This window comes from Streptomyces parvus (genome assembly GCF_032121415.1).
Taxonomy (GTDB): Bacteria; Actinomycetota; Actinomycetes; order Streptomycetales; family Streptomycetaceae; genus Streptomyces; species Streptomyces globisporus_A.
Genome location: NZ_CP135079.1, coordinates 6,329,960 through 6,347,606 on the forward strand (window position 1 = coordinate 6,329,960; position 17,647 = coordinate 6,347,606).

The window sequence follows — 17,647 nt, forward strand, 5'->3', positions numbered from 1 at the left end:
AGAGACAGAGGTGAGCGAGCGCCCCCTGCCCAGCTCGCTCTCCGGGGCGGAGCTCGTCGCGGTCAACTCCGCGGTCGCCGCCCCGGCATCCCCCTCACCACCTGTCCCGCCCTCGATGACAGACGACATCCTCCGCAACGATGGGAAACTCCATGAGTGAGAAGAAGAACCCCGTGAAGGCCGCCGCTGACAAGGTGGTCGAAAAGGTACAGGACGCCGTCGGGGCCGTGAACGAGATCCCCGGTGCGCCGGGGCCGGTGCCGCCGCCCGTGGAAGAGCCCACCGAGCCGACCGGTCCGCTGCCGCCCAAACCCGACCAGCGGGGCCCGGAGACGTACAGCCCGACCGGACAGGAGACCGGAGTCCCCCGGAAGAAGGTGGCGCAGGGCGGGGACCGCCTGACGACCGCGCAGGGGGCTCGGCTGTACGACACCGACCACTCGCTCAAGGCGGGCCCGCGCGGGCCGGTACTGCTGCAGGACCACCACCTGCGGGAGAAGATCACCCACTTCGACCACGAGCGCATCCCCGAGCGCGTTGTGCACGCCCGGGGCGCAGCAGCGCACGGCGTCTTCCACGGCTATGGCACTGCCGGGCAGATCTGCAAGTCAGCGTTCCTGGCCAAGGACGCCGAGACACCCGTGTTCGTCCGCTTCTCCACCGTTCTCGGTTCGCGGGGTTCGGCCGACACGGTGCGCGACACCCGGGGCTTCGCGACGAAGTTCTACACCGAAGAAGGTGTCTTCGACCTGGTCGGGAACAACATCCCGGTCTTCTTCATCCAGGACGCGATCAAGTTCCCCGACGTCATCCACGCCGGGAAGCCGCACCCGGACCGGGAGATCCCGCAGGCCCAGAGCGCGCACGACACGTTCTGGGACTTCGTCACCCTCCACACGGAGGCGACGCACCACACGCTGTGGAACATGTCCGACCGCGGCATCCCGCGGTCCTACCGGATGATGGAGGGCTTCGGAGTCCACACCTTCCGCCTCGTCAACGCCCAAGGCGAAACGACGCTGGTGAAGTTCCACTGGAAGCCCAAGCTCGGCGTCCATTCCCTGGTGTGGGAGGAGGCGCAGATCACCGCCGGAGTCGACCCGGACTTCCACCGCCGGGACCTCGCCGACGCGATCGAAGCGGGCGCCTTCCCCCAGTGGGAGCTGGGGGTGCAGACTTTCCCGGACACCGAGGACCAGATGTTCGAGGGCATCGACCTGCTGGACCCGACGAAGATCGTGCCCGAGGAGCTGGCGCCGGTGCAGCCGATCGGGCTGATGACTCTGAACGCCAACCCGTCGAACTACTTCGCCGAGACCGAACAGGTCGCCTTCCACCTCGGCCACCTGGTGCCCGGCATCGACGTCACCGACGACCCGCTGCTCCAGGGCCGCCTCTTCTCCTACCTCGACACCCAGCTCACGCGGCTCGGCGGACCCAACTTCGGCCAACTGCCGATCAACCGCACCCACGCACCCGTCAACGACATGCTGCGCGACGGTATGCACCAGACCGCGGTCCACCGCGGTGTTGCGCCGTACCGGCCCAATTCCCTGGACGGCGGCTGCCCGTTCCTTGCCGGGGAGGACACCGGTGCCTACATCGAGGTGCCCGCCGAGGTCCCCGCAGCCCGCAAGGTCCGGGACGCCCCTGCTTCCTTCGACGACCACTTCAGCCAGCCCCGCCTGTTCTGGCTGAGCATGACCCCCACGGAGCGCGAGCACATCGTCGCCGCCTACACCTTCGAACTCGGCAAGTGCTACGAGCAGGCGATCAAGGAACGTGCCCTGCTCGTGCTGGCGAACATCGACAGCGTGCTGTGCGAACAGGTGGCCGCCGGCCTCGGACTGCCCGCCCCGCAGGCAACCGTGTCCCTGGGCGAGCCGGACCCGAGCCCGGCTCTGTCGCAGTTGGGTGACAGGTGGCCGGCGGACGGCCGGATCATCGGCATCGTCACCGCCGGAGATCAGGACCTGGGCGGCGTTCGGTCGGTACGCCAGGCGGTGCTGGACGCCGGAATGGTTCCGCTGGTCATCGCTCCGACCGGGGGAAAGCTCGACCAGGACGGCGAGCCCGTCACCGTGCAACGCACCTTCACCACCGCACGGTCCGTCGAGTTCGACGCCATCCTGCTCGCCGGCGCACCGGCCCCCGGCCCTGACGCGACCGGTGCCCGCGATGCCAAGGTCGATGACGACGCGGTGGTGACCGCCGGCGTCGATCCCCGGGTCCTGCTGCTGATCACCGAGGCATACCGTCACGGCAAGGCCATCGGGGCCTGGGCCGACGGCCTCGACGCTCTGGAGACCGCCGGTATCGCTCCCGACGCTCCCGGCGTGGTCACTGCTGCCGAGCCTGCCGCGGTCCTGGATGGCCTCACCGGAATGCTGGCGCACCACCGAGCCTGGGACCGGTTCAACCCGGCTGTCTGATCCTGCCCGTCGGCTCCGGGCACCTTGCCGGGGGCCGACGGGCCGTGGCCACGTGAGGCGGAAGGCGAAGCACTGTGATCAGCGGGCACGAAGGTCCGGGCACACTTGTCATCCTGGCCAACTTCGTATCCCCGCTGGCAGTCGACCTCGCCGAGGAATCCGTCCTGCGCCAGTGGGCGGAGCAGGCTCCCCGTAAGCTGTGGCTCACCCGCCCCGGCGACGTGCTGATCACCCCCGTCCCTCTCAGCGCGGCCTTCCGACGCTACGTCTTCCACCGGCTCGGCGTGCCGGAGAACTCGGTGGACATCATCACCGTGCCCGACACGTCGCACCTGCCGATGGCCCAGGCGCTGGCCGAACACGGTCTGCTGGAGCCTCTACGCACTCTCGTCGCCGAGCGCCCGGCCGCCCGGTTGCTCCCGACCGCGTTGGACGAAGCGTCCGCCGTCCTCGCTGCGGACTTGCGCATCCCCGTCGTCCCGTACGAAACAGGCGTCCCGAGTACCGGCACCTTGCGGGCGGTCGCTGCCATGAACACGAAGTCGGGGTTCCGTGCGGTCGCTCGGTCCCTCGGGCTGCGCCTGCCGCACGGCCGGGCATGCACCGGTGCGGAACTCGGCCAGGTGACGGACGAACTGTTGGCCTCGCACCCACGGGTGGTTCTCAAGACGGACCGCTCCGCCGGCGGCCACGGCCTGCACTTCGTCAGCCGCGGCGCCCCGTCGCCGCCGTCGCCCCCGCCGCTCCCTGAAAGCCGGTGGGTGGTGGAAGAGTACGTGGAGCACACCCGCGCCGTCAGCGCCCAGGGACACGCCACAGCTACCCGGGCGGAGGTGGCGTACGACGGCGAGATGCGCATGAGCGGCGGCTCCTTCGCCGGATACTGCTCACCCTTGGAAGGTCTGCCCGCCAGGGCTCGCGAGGAGCTGACAGACTGGACCCGAGCGCTGGGAGGTCATCTGGCCGCTGAAGGCTATCGCGGGCCGTACAGCCTCGATCTGGTGTGCTCGCAGGACGGCACGCTGTACGCACTGGAGTGCAACGTACGACGCACCGCCACCACCACAGCCCACGCCATGGTGAGCCGCCTGACCAGCGCGGGCAGCTCGGCCTGGTCCACCGGCACGGCCACCGCCGTCGCACCGGTCTCCTTCGGCGATGCGGACAGGCGCCTGACCGAAGCCGGGCTGGACTTCCAGCCCGGCAGCTCCGAAGGCGTGCTCCTCTACGCCGACCGCCCCCTCGATGGTCGGAACTGGCGGTACGCGGCCCTGGCCCGCACCCACACGCGGCTCGCCGAACTCGAGGTCCGGCTGGCCGCAGCTTTCGGGCGTGAGGAACTCTAGGCCGGATGCCCGGGGTGGCCTACGGGGCGACCGGTCCTACGGGCGCGAGGAGGTCGCACGCGCCAAGGCTGAGCAAGGAGAGCGCGACCCGCGCGGGCATGGCGGCGGGCCTGCTCGCCGGCTCCGGGTAAGCCGGTCACTTCGCTTCTCCGATGTACCCGTCATCGATGAGGCGCGTGAGGCACGGGCCGTGGTCAGGTGCCAGTGATGACGGCATCGCGCAGGTTCTGCCAGAGCAGACGCTCGTCCGGTGACGGGTCCGTGAGCACGGTGGGCGCACCCTCGCCCAGGCGCATGACGGACCGGAGCCCGGAGTAGGCGGGCCAGGACGGCATCGCGCCAGGGGTGGAAGGGCCGGGGCGGCCGGTCCCGGCGAAAGAGATCCATGCCTCGCGCATCTGGTCGGAGAGGTGCTGCGGCGCGTCGGGGCCGGCATGCGGGTCGTCGAGGTGACCGAAAACGAAGCCGATCTCCGCCATGTGGCACGCGCCCAGGGCACCGTCCAGAGCAGGTGAGGAGCGTGCGAACTCGTACACGAAGGTGTCCGCGCCGTGGGCGGCACGCGCCTCGGCCACCCGTAGGGCAGGGATCCGATATGCGTGGTCGGTCATGGCCGCGGACAGCAGATCGCCCGGTGTCGCGCCAGGGTGAGCGGCCGCGTAGACGCTGTGAGCCTTGTCGGCGTCGAGACCGAGACCGGCCAGGAAACCGTGCAGGACTTCGTCCGTGATGCGCGGGGCAATCCCCAGCGGCACGAGGAAGAGGCGGAACTCGTCGCTGGTCGTGCCGGTGAGCAGGTCGATCTCACAGCCGATCCCGCCGGAGAGGGCGTCGATCGGGCGCTCGGGGAGCGTGGCTCCGTCCACGACGGGCAGCACGGTGGTGCCGCCGCCCGCGGATTCGCCCCACTCCCCGGGATCGGCAGCCTGTGCGATCTCCCGGCCCAGAGCGTCGTTGGCGGCGATGAGCCGATGGGGCGGCAAGGCGGCCAGACTCTCGCGGGTCGGCTCGGCACCGGCGAGAGCGGCCAGCCGATCGGTGAGGCGCCGGGCGACATCCTCGGTATGGGTGTGATGTCCGGCACCGCTCTGCGTGATCGCACGGTGGAACAACCCGCGGGCCCGGGGCATGGTCATGAGCGCGGTGATGCTGATGGCCCCGGCGGACTGGCCGAAGACGGTGACGTTGTCCGGGTCGCCGCCGAAGGCGCCGATGTTGTCCTGGACCCATTCCAGCGCGGCAATCTGGTCCAGCAGACCGAGGTTGGAGGTGCCATCGGGCAACAGCAGGAACCCTTCCGCACCCAGCCGGTAGTTGAGCGTGACGCACACGACACCGTCGGCGGCGAGCCGCGCACCGTCATAGGCGGCAAGGGAACCGGAACCGTTACGGAAGGCACCCCCGTGGATCCAGACCATGACCGGGAGCCGCCCCTGGCTGCGGCTCGGCGCAGGCGTCCACACGTTGAGATGGAGACAGTCCTCGCCCGGGTTGACGGCTTCTTCCAGCAACCCGGCCATGACCGGCAGATACCCGGGCTGTGGTGCTGAAGGCCCGGGGACGAGCGCGTCGCGCACACCTGTCCACGGCTGCGGTGCCTCAGGGGGCCTCAGCCGTCGCGGTCCGAACGGTGGTGCCGCGTATCGGATGCCTTTGAACACCGAGATCTGTCCCTCGAGTCGTCCGCGTACGCGGCCTGCCGTGGTGGGGACGGTGATGTGCATGGTTCCTCGCAAAGCTGTTGATCTTTCCCGGCCATCCTCATTACTCCTTCCACAGGCGGGCAACCTGTTTTCCGGAACCTGTCACACCTGCCATGGGAGGATCCGACGCGGGTCGCGCGGCGGACCCTCCGGAGTGGACATCCCGGCAACGGATCCTGATGGTCCAGAGAGGGCTGCGCAGGCGGCTTCGACCCCAGAATGAGCGCGAGCCTCATCGACGCCCCAGGAAAATCCCCAGCCGTTGACCCGGCGACCATGATCGTCGCTGCGCGGTTCGGCGCTCGGCCTCGTCGAGTGCGGCGCGCCGATCAGCGAGCTGCTCGCGCTCCCACTTCTTCACCGTCTTTGGGCTGCGGCCTCCGTCGGCGCCGAGCCGGTGGCAGAGGCCCCGGAGATCAACGACGGCGCCGTGGAGATCAGCGTGTGGGTACGGGACGGCGGGCAAGCGGGGGGCCCGCGGGTGCGAGGGCGTTCGCCATCGGTCGGACCGTACGGAAGGGAGGTGCGGCGCACGTGCGCAGCGCGTGTGACCTCGGCTGCGGCCCGGGCGGAAACCAGCGAGCCGACTTCCGGAGCGGTCGATCGTCGGCCGACTGAGGGACAGAGGGGCCGTATTCCCTTGAACCGGAGCGATGTCGGTGCCCGACAGGTCGGTGATGCGTCCCCACGTCATCCGTCCGTCGTTCCGCCCGGTGCCGAGGCGGGCAAGGAGGGCACCCGCGCCGTCCTATCTGTCGGGGCCGGTGTCGCCCATGGCTCTGCGGTCCTCGTCTGTCCACTTGCGGGTGTCGCGGGGGGCGACGTACGGCTCCTCCGTCTGAGGGTGGCCGCTGATGACGGCTCGCTCACGGGCCATTTCCGCGTCGAACTCCAGACCGAGCAAGATCGCCAGGTTCGTGATCCACAGCCAGACCAGGAAGATGATCACGCCTGCCAGAGCGCCGTAGGTCTTGTTGTACGAACCGAAGTTGGCCACGTAGAAGGCGAAGGCGGCTGATGCCGCCATCCAGATCAGCAGCGCCAGCAGGCTGCCCAGCGACACGAACTTGAAGCCCCGGCCCTTGGCGTTCGGCGCCGCCCAGTACAGGAGCGCCAGCATGATGGTCACCAGCAACACCAGGACGGGCCATTTGGCGATCGACCAAACGGTCATGGCCGTGTCACCGACCCCCAGAGCGGTGCCGATCTGACGGGCGATCCCGCCCGAGAGCACGACGATCAGCGCGCTCACACAGGCCAGCACCATCAACGCGAGCGTCAGGCCGACGCGGACCGGGAGCACCTTCCAGGCCGGGCGGCCCTCGGGCACGTCGTACACGGCGTTCGAGGTGCGGATGAACGCGGCGACGTACCCGGAGGCGGACCACAGCGCGGCCAGCAGACCCACGATGGCCATCACCCAGCCGGTCCCGCTGCTGGACTGCAACTGGGTCACCGCGTTCGTGAGGACGTCACGAGCCGCGCCCGGGGCGAGTTTCTGCATGTTGTCCAGGACGGTCTGCGTGGTCTCCTTGCCCGCGATGCCGAGCAGGGAGACCAGGACCAGCAGGGCCGGGAACAGGGCCAGGATGCCGTAGTACGTCAGCGCTGCGGCCCGGTCGGCCAGCTCGTCCCGCTTGAACTCGCTCAACGTGCGCTTCAGTACCGCGCCCCACGACCCCTTGCCGAGCTTCGCCGGCGATGCGGGCGGGGTGGTGTCTGCCTGCGCACGTGAACCGACGCCCGGCCGGGCCCTCTCCGGGCCCGGGCGCTCTGGATCGTGATGTTCGTTCGCCATGGGAATCACACAACCTCAGCGGTGTACGGCCAGCGACCTCACGGCCGGTCCATGCCGCCGACCGGAGGAGAGACCCGGCAGGCGAGGCCCCGGAAGGAAGGAGGGGCCGCGTCTTTGCCGAACGCTTCTTGCGCTCGGGCCGGTATGAGGAACGGCCGAATCATCTTCCGGCTTCGCGGGCGGCTTCCTGGCCGGCCTCCCGCAACCCCGTCCCCGCCTCTTGCCCGGCGTCCTGTGCTTTCTGCTTGGTGGTCTGTACCGCGTCCTGTGCCGAGCTCTTAACCGCTTCCACGGCTTCCACGGCAGGCTCGCGCATTTCCTCCTTGACGTCCTGCGCGATGCCCTGGGCGGTCTGCTTCACGGGCTCGAGGAGTTCGTCGGAGTGATCGCGCAGATGCGCGCCGACGCGTTCCTCGGCGTCCGTGGTGGGAAGCAACGCGGCTGCGAGCATGCCGGCGCCGAAGGCGATGATGCCCGCCGCGACGGGGCTGCCCTGCGTCTGTTGCGTGATGCGGTCGGGTGCCTGGCGTACGGATCGGCCCACTTGGTCGGCGGTGTTCTTGGCAACCTCGCCCGCCTGCTGCGCAGTGTCCGCGACGCCTTGTGTACCTGCGGCTGTGGTGTCGCTCGCCGTGCCCATCACACGCTCCTTCACGCGGGTGATCCGCTGTTGTGTGGCGGCCGCTTTGCGCCGGGCGACCTTGCCCGGGGTGACCTTGTCCGCTAGGCGGTCCACGTTGTGAGCGAGGTGGGCGCGGGTGTGTTCCACGTCGGACTTCAGCTCGTCGGGTTGCGTGCCCATCGCGCGTCCTCCTTCAGCGTTTCGACAGTGCGTTCGGGTTTCGCGCTGACGGCCTTGAGGCGCCTGCGGCCCACCACGAAGAGAAGAGCCGCCAGGAGTGCCCAGAACCCGGTCACGATGAGCGCGGCCCAGGCCAGGTCGACCACGTGCGCGAGTCCGAAGACGGCCGCCAGGCTGCCCATCAGCACCACCAGGTGACCGGCGTACCCGGAGCCGGCGAGCAGGCCAGCTGCCTTGCCCGCCCGGGTCGCACTTTCCTTGGCCTCGGCCTTGGCGAGAGCGACCTCCTCGCGCACCAACTGTGTGAGGTCTTCGCTGATCTCGCCGACCAGCTCTCCGATGGAGGGGTCCGCCGACGGTGCGCGGGTGGAGCCGGCGGCCTGGGCGTCCGATGGGGCAGTGGTGTGTTCCGAAAATGGTGTGACCACGGCTCGACCTCCCCTACCGCTGCTGCGGATCCGGATACGGGTCGCTCACCGGGGCCGGCCCCCGTGCTGGGTCTCCGCCGTAGGACGGAGTGGGGCTGGGCGAGGGCGGTGCCGGACGGGGGTCGGCGCCCGGGGCTCGCGACGCCTCACGGCCCGTACCGATCCGCGGCGCGTTTCGGACCTTACTGTCCTCCCTCGTGCTCGCAGGCCCCTCTCCTCCGTCTCCGGACTTGGCGCCCTTGGCGAGCCGGGCGGTGGCGAAGCCGGCGAGCGCCGCGCCCGCCAGGAAGGCCCCGGGACGACGACGTGCGAAGTCCTGCAGATCGCTGAGGAGCCCCCCTGGACCCCTGTCTTCCAATCGGGAGGCGGCCTGGTGGCCGCGGTCCGCTATCTGCCTTACCGCGCTCGCGGCGGAGGAGTCGCTGTCGCTGTGGCGGCTCATGTCGTGCAGATCGTCGGCCAGCCGCCGTACGTTGCCTGCCAGACGCTGGGTCTGCGAGCGCGCCTGTTCCTCCAGCTGGCTTCGCAGCTCGCTCACGAGGTCCTGGGCTCGTGCCGTAGCCTCACCCGCCACATCGGCTGTCTGTTCCTTGGCGGTCCCTGCCACATCACCGGCCTTGTCGGTGACCAGATCGGCACTTTCGCTCGCCTTGTCCCGTGCGGTCTGCGCCGCTGTCGTCGTCGTTCCACTGTCCGGACGGCTCAAACTCTCGAAGTCGCTCAAAGCTCCTCCTCGATCGGCCCTGCATTGGGAGGCGGGTCATCCCCAAAGACGTCTCCTCAATGGTTACAAAGGTAGTGAAAAGATGCGATAGGGGACACGTGATCGCCTTCTCGCTCCGCCGGCCACCACCACGACCAAGCTGCTGCACTGGTCCAGTTGGCGCCGGCACCGTCAGCCAGCGGCTCGACGCAGTCACTGCCGACGGCGCTCTCTCAAGGAACCCACCAGATGGACCAGGAAGCCGCACTGAGGTAAGGCCGCTCCCCGGCCAGCCGGATCTACGCTTACCTGCGAGGCATGTTTGCGGCCGACTCAGCCGATCGTCGGAGCTGGCGGCGCGACCACTTCGCGCAGCTCGGCGGCGGCCTGAGCCATGAGCTGAGCGAGGGTGGTGTCCGGCTCGGCCAGCCAGCGGGGCATGGCGCGCCGGTGGATCGCCAGCACCACGTCGATGATGAAGCGTGCTTTTCCGGGCTCGACGCCGCGGCGTTCGAGCGCCGCTGCCAGCACGTCGGCGATGCCTGCGAGCTTGATCAGATCGCGCTCGGCCAGTGCCGGGTTGGCGGCGATCACTCTTCCCCGGCGCCGCAGGAACTCGCGTGGGCGGAAGATCTCCTCCGCGGTTCCCAGCGCGGCCAGCAGCACCTCGATCGGCGTGAGGCCCGGGTCGGCTGCATCGACCTGGTCGACGAGGTGGGCCTCGAGTTCGTTGCCGGCGAAGTTCGGCCCGGCCACCTTCGACGGCCCGACGGCCGGCGCCGCCGAGTACGCGCTGATGCCGGCCTGGGCACGCATTCCCGAAGGCGTATCCGCCGAGCAGGCCGCCGCGCTGCCGATGGCGGCCGAGGCGGCGTGGCGCGCGCTCGACGACCTCGGCGTTCAGCCGGGTGAGCTGCTGCTCGTCCACGGTGCGGGCTCCACCGTGGGTGAGGCGGCGGTGCGCTTCGCGCTGCACCGGGGTATTCGGGTGATCGCCACCGCCGGGCAGACCCGGGCAGCAGCTCTGGATGAGATCGGCGTCCAGGTGGCCGCCTACGGCGAGGGCATGGCCGAACGTGTCAGGGCACTGTCCGGAGGCCACATCGATCGTGCCCTCGACGCGGCGCCGACCGGGGGGCCGGATCGACCGCGCCGACCAGCCCAGCCCGGCCGGCGGCTCGCTACCGCCCCTGATCGAGCTGACCGGGGATCCCGACCGCGTCCTCACCGTCTCGGACTTCGCCGCCGCAGCCGAACTGGGCGTCCGCATCACTACCGAGATCCGCTACGACCGGATGAACGAGTTCGCCGGACTCGCCGGAGAAGGCATCCTGGTCGTACCGGTTGCCCGCACCTACACCCTCGACCAGATCCAGGAAGCGGCCAAGCTCAGCCAGTCCCGCCGCCCCGGCGGCAAACTCGTGCTTGTCGTGTGAGCACCTTGCTGGCGAGGTCAGGCCAAAGGAGTCCACACACCCCGATGACCACACGGTGACCGCACCCGTTCCCGACCAGGGTCCCCACTGCTCCGCTTCGCTGCCACCGCCTCGACCGATGGCGACCGCCCGCCGTCACCGCACCCGGGCATGGGATGTTGGTCAAAGGACGTGCACGGCACCATCCCGCGAAGCGTGCTCCGGCGGCCGGCGCTGTTCGTCGGGGGCATGAGCGAAGGGCCTGTGCCGCAATGGCGCAAGCCCTTCACTCTCATCGGGAACTATGCAGTTGTGTGCGCCAGGTTGCGGGGTCAGCGGACGACCCAGCCGCGCTCCGCGTCGAAGTAGGCTGCCTGTCCCTTGACGGTGGTGATCCCGTACGGGCCGCCGAGGTTCTGGTACTCGCCGCTGGCCCAGCCGGCCTCGATGCCCGCGTGGCCGCCGGCGTGACCGTCCCAGTCGTTCGCGGAAGCCGGGGCCGCGGCGACGAAACCGGCCGCAGCGACAGCTGCCAGGGTGATCGCGATACGACGGATCATGAACGCTCTCCTTGTGTCATAGGCGTATGCGTGCAAAGCCACCCTGACCACAACACCGATCGACGGCACACGCGGCACGCAGAGAATCCAGACAAAGAACCTGATCGGCTGCCTGCGCCCCCGCCCGGACTACGGGTCCAGTGCCCAGGTGTCCGCGGCGAGTAGTTCGTACGCGGCCGCCATGCCGGGTACGAGCTCCAAGAACCGTGAGTGCCTGTGTCTGAACCTCCAGCCGGATTCTTCGCAGGTCAGGATTCGAACAGGGGCGGCTGGGTCCGTTTCGCGGGCAGCTTGAGGTGACCGGATCTTCGGTGCGGAGCCTCGCGGACGTGGAGGAGTGAGCCGGGAGTCCTGCCGCAGGGGAACGTGGTCTGAGGAACATCGGCGTCAGATCGTGCACTGAGCCTCCGTCCGCCCTGGTGGGCGGCTGGGGCCAGGCAAGGTTGCCAGCCCGCCGATGCCCGACCCGGACACCGGGTTCGCCCGGCTGTCGTACGGGCAGGCCCGCGCCCTGCTGGACGAGCACACCGCCGTACGTGGACCTGGAACGCGCTGGGTTCTGCGCGAGTGCCGCCACTCCTCCCTGACCCACCTCGGCGAGCAGGGCGCGTCGTTACTGATGCTGATGGCGAACCGGAGAACGTCCGGCGCTATTCAAGCCGCCCCCAGAGGCAATCGCCGAGCTCACCAGTCTGCTCGCTCCCGCCGGCAGCCGTCGCTGACCGCTGAGCAGGACCTCACCCGCAGCATGCCCGCGGCCTGGTCAGGCGCCGACTGCACGAGGCGGCGTCGGTGCTGTTCTCTTGACGCCGCGGTCCGGCGAGAAGGAACTCTCCGCGACGGCGATCCGCCGATTCCCGGGCCGTGACGGCGGTTTTCTCAGCCCGCTCCGACGTCATGATCAACAGCTCGGTGGCCGGGCCTTGTGAGCGATCCGGCCGGTCGGCGGACCCGGTACAAACCCCAGGCGAAGACAGGCCACACCCGCACAGGGGTGGTCGGGTGGGGAGGATCCGGCCGACGTACGCGACACAACATGCCGACGGGCGCGTCGGCAACATCCGATAAGATGCCGACAGCTGCGTCGTCAAGTTTAGGTAAAGCGGCGACGTGGCCAGTCTGTCGTGTCCTCATTCCCTTCATCGCTCGGAGAGCTCCGTGTTCCTTGCCCTACGCGATCTGCGCTTCGCCCGCGGTCGCTTCGCCATGATGGGCGCGGTGGTCGCGCTCATCGCCGTACTCGGTGTCCTCCTGTCCGGGCTTGCCTCCGGTCTGGCGGACGCCGGCATATCCGGCCTGCGCGCGCTGCCCGTAACCCACCTGGCCTTCGACGAGAAGGCGACCAGCGAGCAGTTCTCCCGCTCGACCGTGGAGCAGGAGGACTGGCAGACATGGTCCAGGGCTCCGGGCGTGGAGCGCGCCGAGCCGTTCGGGAACACCCTGGCCAATGCCCAGGTGACCCAGGGCGCCAAGAAGGGGGAGCAGGTCAATCTCGCCGTCTTCGGCATGACACCGGACTCCCCTCTGGCGCCCAGCCCCAGCACGGGTAAGGGCCTGAAGGAGGGCAGTGCAGGCATCGTGATCACCCAGGAGACCGCCGACCTGGGCGTGGAGATCGGCGACGTGCTGACCGCGGACAAGAGCGAGGTGCGGCTGGCGGTCGTGGGACTGGTCGACGAGACCGTCTCCTATGGCCACATCGGCGTCGTCTACACAGACCTCGACACGTGGCGGCATCTGCACTACGGCCTGCCCGGCGACCTGCCCGATGCCGCGAGCCGCCAGGCCACCGCCGTCGCCCTGACCCTGAAGCCGGGCGCCGACGTCGCCGTGGTCGAAAAGGCAACCGGAACCCTCGCCGAGACCAAGGAGGCCACGTTCAACGCGTCCCCCGGCTACGAGGCCGAGTCGAGCACCATGGCCCTGATCAAGGGGTTCCTGTACGTCATCTCCGCCCTGGTCGTCGGCGCGTTCTTCACCGTCTGGACCGTCCAGCGCAAGCCCGAGATTGCCCTGATGAAGGCGCTGGGCGCCCCGACCGGGTACATCCTGCGCGACGCGCTCACCCAGGTCGTCGCCGTGCTCGTCGCAGCCACGGCCCTCGGCACCGCCGTCGGCCTGGCCCTGGGCAGCGCGATGATCGGCAAGGCCCCCTTCTCCCTCTCCGCACCGGCCATCGCCACCTCCTCCGGCCTCCTCATCGTCCTCGGGACCGTGGGCGCTGGCGTCGCTGTCCGCCGCATCACCGCCGTCGACCCCCTGATCGCTCTGGGAGCCACCCGATGACCACACCCGCCCCCGACCACCAGGCCGCCGCGGACACCGACCGCTCCGGCGGGCTGCGCCTGGACGACGTCACCCTCACCCTCGGCGACGGCGATACCGCCGTCACCGCCCTCGACCACGTCGGCCTGACCGTTGCCCCCGGCGAGTTCGTCGCTGTCGTCGGCCCCTCCGGATCCGGCAAGTCCAGCCTCCTCGCCGTCGCCGGCGGCCTCCAGCGGCCCACCTCGGGCACCGTGCACATCGCCGGCACCGAGCTGACCGCCCTTTCGGACAAGGAACGCACCGCCGCCCGCCGCCGCCACATCGGCTTCGTCTTCCAGCAGTCGAACCTGCTGGCCTCCCTCACTGTGAGGGAACAGCTCCTGCTGCCCCTGCACATCGACGGACGCCTCGACACCACTGCCCGGGCCCGTGCAGACGAACTCATCGAAGCCGTCGGACTGACCCACCGCGCCGGCTCCCGTCCGCATCAGCTGTCGGGCGGCGAGCGCCAGCGCGCGGGCCTGGCCCGCGCCCTGATGACCTCCCCCGCCGTCCTGCTGGTGGACGAACCCACCTCGGCACTGGACCGGGTACGGTCCGCCGAGGCGGTGCGGCTGATCGCCGAGCAGACCCACGAGCGCGGCACGGCCACGGTCATGGTCACCCACGACACGGCGATAATGGACGCTGCCGACCGGGTGTACGAGATGGTCGACGGCCGCCTGTCCTGACGGGGGCCGCCAACCGGCGCCGCATTCCCGGCCCTGTCCACCCTTACAGGAGCCCGCCCCCCATGCCGAAGATCAACGCCTCCACCGTCGCCGAGCACCGCGCCCAGCAACGCGAGGCGCTGATCGGGGCGGCGATCGACATTCTGGTCAACGAGGGCGCCGCCGCCGTCACACCGGCGGCGGTCGGCGCCCGCGCGGGCCTGGCCCGCTCCAGCGTCTACCAGTACTTCGACTCCTCGCCAGCCCTCCTGGCCACCATCACGGAGGAAGCCTTCCGACGCTCCAACGAGGCACTCACCCGCGCCATGGCCACTGCGAAAGGCCCACTGGAACGCGTCGAGGCGTTCTTCGGGGAAAGCCTCCGCCTGGGCGCCGAAGGCGCACACCGGCCCGCCGTCGCCCTCATGAACGCCGGCCTTCCTCCCGCCTGCCAGCAGAGGCTGATGGAACTCCACCTGGACCAGGTCGAACCGTTCCGCGCCGCCGTCCGGGAGCTTGGCGCTCCTGAGCCCGCGCTCACGGCCGACCTCATCGCCGGAATGCTGCACACCGCCCTGGCCGCCGTCGAGAACGGCACCCCCCTCGATACGGTCACACAGCGCACCCTCACCCTCGTACGCCGCTGCCTCAGCGCCTGTGCTTAAAGGTCCGGCGTGTTCCTCGCAGGTTAGGATTCGAACAGGATCAGGTGAGGCCCGGGCGGCGGGCAACTGGATGTCCGGTTCGCCCGCGGTGAGCCGGGCCTGCGTGAGAATGTGGTCGAAGAGCCAGTCGTTGGACGAGTGAGGGTGGCGTTGCTGACCGGCAACGCCGTCTGGATCAGTCCCGGTGGGCTTCGCGGGAGTCGGGTTGGCCGCCGCGGCGGGATGACCGGCGGGTGATTCGCCTGGTCGTAAGCGTGATTGCGGCCCAAGTGATCAGCGATTCCGAATGCTGAATCAACCGCTCGTAGTCTCTCGCGTGGCGGCGCGCGTGCATGATCCAGGCGAGGGACCGCTCGACGACCCAGCGGCGGGGCAGGATCACGAACCCAGGGGTGTTCTTCGGCCGGCTCACCGTTTTCAGCGTGAGTCCGAGATACTTCTCGGCCCAGGTCACGAGCTGTCCGGCATAGCCCGAGTCGGCCCAGGCGATCGTGATCTCAGGGTGCATCAGCCGCAGGCGGAAGAGGACTTCCTTCGCGGCGTCGCGGTCGGTCATGTCGGCCGGGGTGACCATGACGAACAGCGGCAGACCCTTGGTGTCGACCACGAGGTGGCGCTTGCGTCCGTTGATTTTCTTCGCGCCGTCATAGCCACGGGAGTCACGGCCGACGGTCTCGGCGGCCTTGACCGACTGGGAGTCGATCACGGTCGCGACCGCTCCGGGCGACCGGCCGAGGTCGCGGCGGATGCGCTTGCGGAGCTGGTCACGGATCTGTCCGACGACGCCAGCGGCCGCCCATCGGGCCATGAATCCGTAACACGTGCGCCAGGGTGGGAAGTCGCGCGGGAGGGCTCGCCATTTGCAGCCGGTGTCCACGACATAGCGGATCGCGTCGACGATCTCGCGCCGCGGGTGCTTCTCCGGCCGGCCGCCGGTGGGGGTGTCGCAGGCCGGGACAGGCAGCAGCGGTTCGATCAGCGCCCACTCGTCGTCGAAGGTGTCGGAGGGGTAGCACCGTCTGCGCGGCAACGTGGCCCCTCCAGTGGGCGATGGGGTGGTCCTGGCCGCTTCGCGGCCAGGACCACCGGTCAGGCGTCGATGTAGTCAGCGATGACGTCGAGCGTCGATTCGACGCTGCTGAGCTGGGTGTTGAGGTGTTTGATCCACCGTCCTTTCGGCTGGAGGGTTGCGTGGGGGATGACGACGCCGGTGATGAACCGGCGGATCTCGGTGAGCTTGGCGCGGATGACCGCGACCTCGTATGCCTGGAGCTCGGTGGTGTCGGAGCAGAACTGGTAACCGTCGGCGCGGGTCCAGATCAGGGGCGGCCAGCCCTGCTCGGCGATGATGTCGCGCAGGCAGGCCAGCCCGGACCGGGCCTGGTGGGGGGAGAGTTCGCTGGATCTGACCAGCTGGGCGAAGGTCAATCCGGCGGGGCGGGCCTCGAAGAGGACGAAGCGGATGCTGTCAGCATGGCGCTGGGCGGCCGGTGGTCTGCGCGCGGAAGCACGGGGCACTGGCTATTCACCTTGCAGCAGGCGGGCCAGCTCGCCGTCGACGTCGACCTTGCCGGTGTCGACCGCGATCTCGATCCAGTCGAGCGTGGCCCGGACGCGGGCGACGTTCTCGTGGACCAGGACCTTCTCGTCGTTGCTGAGCTGGCGGTCTCGCAGGCCGGGGACAACCCGTCCCGAGGCGGCGACGAACGCGTGGCAGGCGGTGACCAGGTCGAGGAACTCGACCGACCGGTCGATGTTGCGGACCGTCTCGGCGGCGGGGCTGGTGTCCTCGAAGTGCTCGCGGGCCTGGCGGCCGCGCTCGACCTGGGCGTGGTTGACCTGGTGGCGGGCGGTGTCGTCCGACATCGCCTTGAACGCGACGTCGGGCCTGCGGAGCAGGCCGGTGGTGACCTCGGCCGCGACCTGTTCGTCCCGGGTGAGTTCCTCGACCACCCCGACGCGGTCGGCCTGCTTGACCTGGGCGACCACCGCCGGGCGCCGCAACAGGTCGCCGGTCACCGTCGCGGCGACACCCTCGTCGCGGGTCAGTTCGCCAACAGCCCGGACCTTGTCCTCCTTCCTGACCTGGGCGACCACGGTCGGCCGCCGCAGCAAGTCGCCGGTGACGGTGGCTGCGACCTCCTCATCAGCCGCCAGGCTGTGGATCGCGGAGACCTTCTCCTGCAGGGTGACCGGCTTGACGACCTGACGGCCTGCCCGTCGGTTGGCCTCGTCCGGAGTCCACCGGGACTTACCCTTCGGCGGGGTCAGGATCGTCGCGAACCGCTCCTCCTCGTCGGTGATGCTGGCGAAGATGCGGTGGACGGTGAAGGACACCCCAGCGACCCGGCGGTCCTTATCTCGTACGAGCCGGAGCCTCCGAGGACAGCGGCTCCCCGCAGCCCCCACAGAACCGTCTCGAGACTTCCCCGATGCCCTCGGACACCCGGTCAGCCTAGGAGGCAAAGCTACCCAAAACCGAGGTTCAGACACAGGCACTGATGGTGCGCCGGGCTGCCCGGGTCATGTGACCTGAAGGGCGCTGGGGCTCGCGCCGTTGAACTGACCTCCGGCAGGGGGCGACGCCCACCGGCTGCTTCCGGACTGGTCGCCGGTCGCCCTCCGGGTCCGCAGCGACCGCCTGGCGACGCTGCCCCAGCGCAGGGCGGCAGACGCGGCGCTGCTCGGTTCACTGTGGCGGATCTGCAGGAGCAGGCTGAGACGACCCGAGACAGCGAGCGATCATCCTGCGACTGTGGCGGCGTATCCGTGGCCGAGGATGGAGTGGGTGATGGAGTCGTTCCATTGGCCGCCGCG

At 69.6% G+C, this 17,647-nt stretch carries 17 protein-coding genes and 1 pseudogene; 8 read left to right on the plus strand and 10 right to left on the minus strand.

Annotation, left to right across the window (positions count from 1 at the left end):
- Nucleotides 1-10: 10 nt before the first annotated feature.
- The 3 genes from RNL97_RS29435 (at nt 11) to RNL97_RS29445 (ending at nt 3,778) form a co-directional block, all read left to right on the plus strand.
- Nucleotides 11-160: a hypothetical protein gene (locus RNL97_RS29435; RefSeq protein ID WP_158709133.1), complete on the plus strand. Its 150-nt coding sequence runs from the start codon at nt 11-13 to the stop codon at nt 158-160.
- On the plus strand, nt 153-2,432 hold the full coding sequence (locus RNL97_RS29440; protein WP_030584779.1) for a catalase: 2,280 nt from the start codon (nt 153-155) through the stop codon (nt 2,430-2,432). The genes RNL97_RS29435 and RNL97_RS29440 overlap by 8 nt, the downstream gene beginning before the upstream one ends.
- A 74-nt stretch (nt 2,433-2,506) precedes the next feature.
- Entirely contained in the window at nt 2,507-3,778 is a 1,272-nt protein-coding gene (locus tag RNL97_RS29445; protein WP_030584776.1) for a preATP grasp domain-containing protein, read from the plus strand.
- 194 nt (nt 3,779-3,972) lie between these two features.
- Here the strand turns inward: RNL97_RS29445 and RNL97_RS29450 are convergent, their stop codons facing one another.
- From RNL97_RS29450 to RNL97_RS29475, 6 genes are all read right to left on the minus strand, one after another.
- Nucleotides 3,973-5,502 carry a carboxylesterase/lipase family protein gene (locus RNL97_RS29450; protein WP_030584774.1) on the minus strand — a complete coding sequence of 510 codons (1,530 nt, stop codon included), beginning with the start codon at nt 5,500-5,502 and terminating at the stop codon, nt 3,973-3,975.
- Between the two features lie 727 nt (nt 5,503-6,229).
- Nucleotides 6,230-7,279 (minus strand): YihY/virulence factor BrkB family protein, encoded by a 1,050-nt coding sequence (locus RNL97_RS29455; protein WP_030584771.1) that lies wholly within the window; start codon nt 7,277-7,279, stop codon nt 6,230-6,232.
- Nucleotides 7,280-7,439: 160 nt separating this feature from the next.
- On the minus strand, nt 7,440-8,081 hold the full coding sequence (locus RNL97_RS29460) for a DUF3618 domain-containing protein (RefSeq protein WP_030584768.1): 642 nt from the start codon (nt 8,079-8,081) through the stop codon (nt 7,440-7,442).
- A complete protein-coding gene (locus RNL97_RS29465) occupies nt 8,057-8,509 on the minus strand; it encodes a phage holin family protein (RefSeq protein ID WP_030584765.1) in 453 nt (150 codons plus the stop codon). Before RNL97_RS29465 ends, RNL97_RS29460 begins: the two co-directional genes overlap by 25 nt.
- A gap of 13 nt (nt 8,510-8,522) precedes the next feature.
- Nucleotides 8,523-9,233 carry a YtxH domain-containing protein gene (locus RNL97_RS29470; RefSeq protein WP_050500080.1) on the minus strand — a complete coding sequence of 237 codons (711 nt, stop codon included), beginning with the start codon at nt 9,231-9,233 and terminating at the stop codon, nt 8,523-8,525.
- A gap of 312 nt (nt 9,234-9,545) precedes the next feature.
- A complete protein-coding gene (locus tag RNL97_RS29475; protein ID WP_313751404.1) occupies nt 9,546-10,028 on the minus strand; it encodes an acyl-CoA-like ligand-binding transcription factor in 483 nt (160 codons plus the stop codon).
- A 293-nt stretch (nt 10,029-10,321) separates the two neighbouring features.
- On the opposite strand from RNL97_RS29475, the gene RNL97_RS29480 reads away from it, so the two are divergent.
- A complete protein-coding gene (locus RNL97_RS29480; protein WP_313751405.1) occupies nt 10,322-10,648 on the plus strand; it encodes a zinc-binding dehydrogenase in 327 nt (108 codons plus the stop codon).
- Nucleotides 10,649-10,959: 311 nt separating this feature from the next.
- On the opposite strand, the gene RNL97_RS29485 is transcribed toward RNL97_RS29480, so the two are convergent.
- Entirely contained in the window at nt 10,960-11,187 is a 228-nt protein-coding gene (locus tag RNL97_RS29485; protein WP_030584754.1) for a hypothetical protein, read from the minus strand.
- A gap of 424 nt (nt 11,188-11,611) precedes the next feature.
- Between RNL97_RS29485 and RNL97_RS29490 the strand changes: the two are divergent.
- From RNL97_RS29490 to RNL97_RS29505, 4 genes and pseudogenes are all read left to right on the plus strand, one after another.
- Nucleotides 11,612-11,909, plus strand: a pseudogene (locus tag RNL97_RS29490) (site-specific integrase); the annotation flags it as partial.
- 436 nt (nt 11,910-12,345) lie between these two features.
- Nucleotides 12,346-13,473, plus strand: a complete 1,128-nt coding sequence (locus RNL97_RS29495; protein WP_313751406.1) for an ABC transporter permease — start codon at nt 12,346-12,348, stop codon at nt 13,471-13,473.
- Nucleotides 13,470-14,186: an ABC transporter ATP-binding protein gene (locus tag RNL97_RS29500; protein ID WP_030584744.1), complete on the plus strand. Its 717-nt coding sequence runs from the start codon at nt 13,470-13,472 to the stop codon at nt 14,184-14,186. The genes RNL97_RS29495 and RNL97_RS29500 overlap by 4 nt, the downstream gene beginning before the upstream one ends.
- 62 nt (nt 14,187-14,248) lie before the next feature.
- The gene (locus RNL97_RS29505) at nt 14,249-14,830 is read left to right on the plus strand and encodes a TetR/AcrR family transcriptional regulator (RefSeq protein WP_030584741.1); all 582 of its coding nucleotides are present in this window, start codon (nt 14,249-14,251) and stop codon (nt 14,828-14,830) included.
- Nucleotides 14,831-15,005: 175 nt separating this feature from the next.
- Here RNL97_RS29505 and RNL97_RS29510 read toward each other — a convergent pair whose 3' ends face one another.
- Genes RNL97_RS29510 through RNL97_RS29520 form a run of 3 tightly spaced genes read right to left on the minus strand, consistent with a single transcriptional unit; the run spans nt 15,006 to nt 17,329 of the window.
- The gene (locus RNL97_RS29510; protein ID WP_030584739.1) at nt 15,006-15,860 is read right to left on the minus strand and encodes an IS5 family transposase; all 855 of its coding nucleotides are present in this window, start codon (nt 15,858-15,860) and stop codon (nt 15,006-15,008) included.
- A 59-nt stretch (nt 15,861-15,919) separates the two neighbouring features.
- The gene (locus RNL97_RS29515) at nt 15,920-16,348 is read right to left on the minus strand and encodes a hypothetical protein (RefSeq protein ID WP_030584736.1); all 429 of its coding nucleotides are present in this window, start codon (nt 16,346-16,348) and stop codon (nt 15,920-15,922) included.
- A gap of 3 nt (nt 16,349-16,351) precedes the next feature.
- A complete protein-coding gene (locus RNL97_RS29520; RefSeq protein WP_398867037.1) occupies nt 16,352-17,329 on the minus strand; it encodes a DUF6192 family protein in 978 nt (325 codons plus the stop codon).
- Between the last annotated feature and the right edge of the window lie 318 nt (nt 17,330-17,647).